At 69.1% G+C, this 1,520-nt stretch carries 1 protein-coding gene; it reads right to left on the minus strand.

What is annotated here, in order from left to right; all coding sequences use genetic code 11:
• The coding region (locus ACH4SI_RS42065; RefSeq protein WP_398306382.1) for a polyketide synthase dehydratase domain-containing protein at positions 1 to 1,520 on the minus strand (1,520 nt) is incomplete at both ends.

Genomic DNA, 1,520 nt, shown 5'->3' on the forward strand with positions numbered 1-1,520 from the left:
CGGGACAGCAGGAGCAGGTCCCGTACGCCGTGCTCGGCCACCAGGTGCCGCGCCACCACCGCACCCAGACCACCCGTACCACCCGTGACCAACACCGTGCCGCACGGCTCCCATGACGCCGCAGGCAACTCTGGAACGGGTATCCGCGTCAGCCGGGGGGCCAAGACCTCCTCATCACCAACCATCAGCTCCGGCTCGGGCTGCGCCAACGCGCGCGACAACACCGCCCCGGACACGGCACCGTCACCAAGGTCCAGCAGTGTGATCCGGTCCGGATGCTCCGACTGTGCCGACCGCAGCAAACCCCATACCGAGGCCGCCGCCAGATCGTTGACAGCACCACGTGCCACCACGACCAGACGAGACGCTGCGAACCGCTCCTCCTCCAACCACCCCTGGACAAGGCCCAGGGCCTGCGCCACCGTGGCGTGGGCGGAATCCACCACCCCGTCACCGGGCCGCTCCACCTCCACCTCGGCCAACACCACATCCGGCACCGGGGCCTCAGCCACAGCCAACGCGGCCAGATCCGCGCACCCCACTACCGAGATCCCCGCATCCCGCAATCCGCCACTCAGACCGCCGTCCGGACCGACCACCGCAACCACCGACGGCCCAGCGTCCGTCCCCTCAGCCACCGGGATCCACTCCACCCGGAACAACGAATCCCGGCCGACCATCTGGCCATCACCGAACTGTGCGGCCGTTACCGGGCGGACCAGAAGACCGTCCACCGAAGCGACCGGCGCGCCTGCCGTATCCGAGACCGCGATGCTGATCGCTTCCCGCCCGCCGTACGACAACCGAGCACGCACCGTCGTCGCCCCCGAGGCGAACAACGACACACCCTCCCAGGAAAACGGCAGCACCCCGTTCTCGGCGCCCTCGTCGCCACCTGCAAACACCGCCGCGTGCAATACCGCGTCCAGCAGAGCGGGATGCACACCAAACCCACCGGGCGCAACCTCTTCTGGCAGCGCAACCTCGGCAAACACCGCATCACCGCGCCGCCAAGCAGCCGTCAGCCCCCGAAACACCGAGCCGTACTCAAAGCCGGCCTCGGCCCGGTTCTCATAAAAGTCGTCCAGATCGACCGGCTCGGCGCCCACCGGCGGCCACACCGCGGCATCGAACCCAACGCCGGGCAGCTCGTCCGCCGCCGCGAGGACGCCCGTGGCGTGCTGGACCCACGGCTGTTCATCGGAGTCATCCGGCCGGGAGAAGATCTTCACCGAACGGTGGCCAGAGTCGTCAGGTTCACCGACGAACACCTGAATCTGCACCGCGCCCTGCTCCGGCAGCACCAGAGGTGCGGCAAGCGTCAGCTCCTCGACGCGGTCACACTCGACCTCGTCACCGGCCCGGATCGCCAGCTCCACGAACGCCGTACCGGGCACCAGAACGCGACCCATCACCACGTGGTCGGCCAGCCACGGATGCGAGCCCGCCGACAGGCGACCGGAGAACACCACACCGTCCGAGTCGGCCAACGACACCGCCGCACCCAGCAACGGATGCTC

The organism is Streptomyces sp. NPDC021212 (assembly GCF_044332925.1).
Classification (GTDB): Bacteria; Actinomycetota; Actinomycetes; order Streptomycetales; family Streptomycetaceae; genus Streptomyces.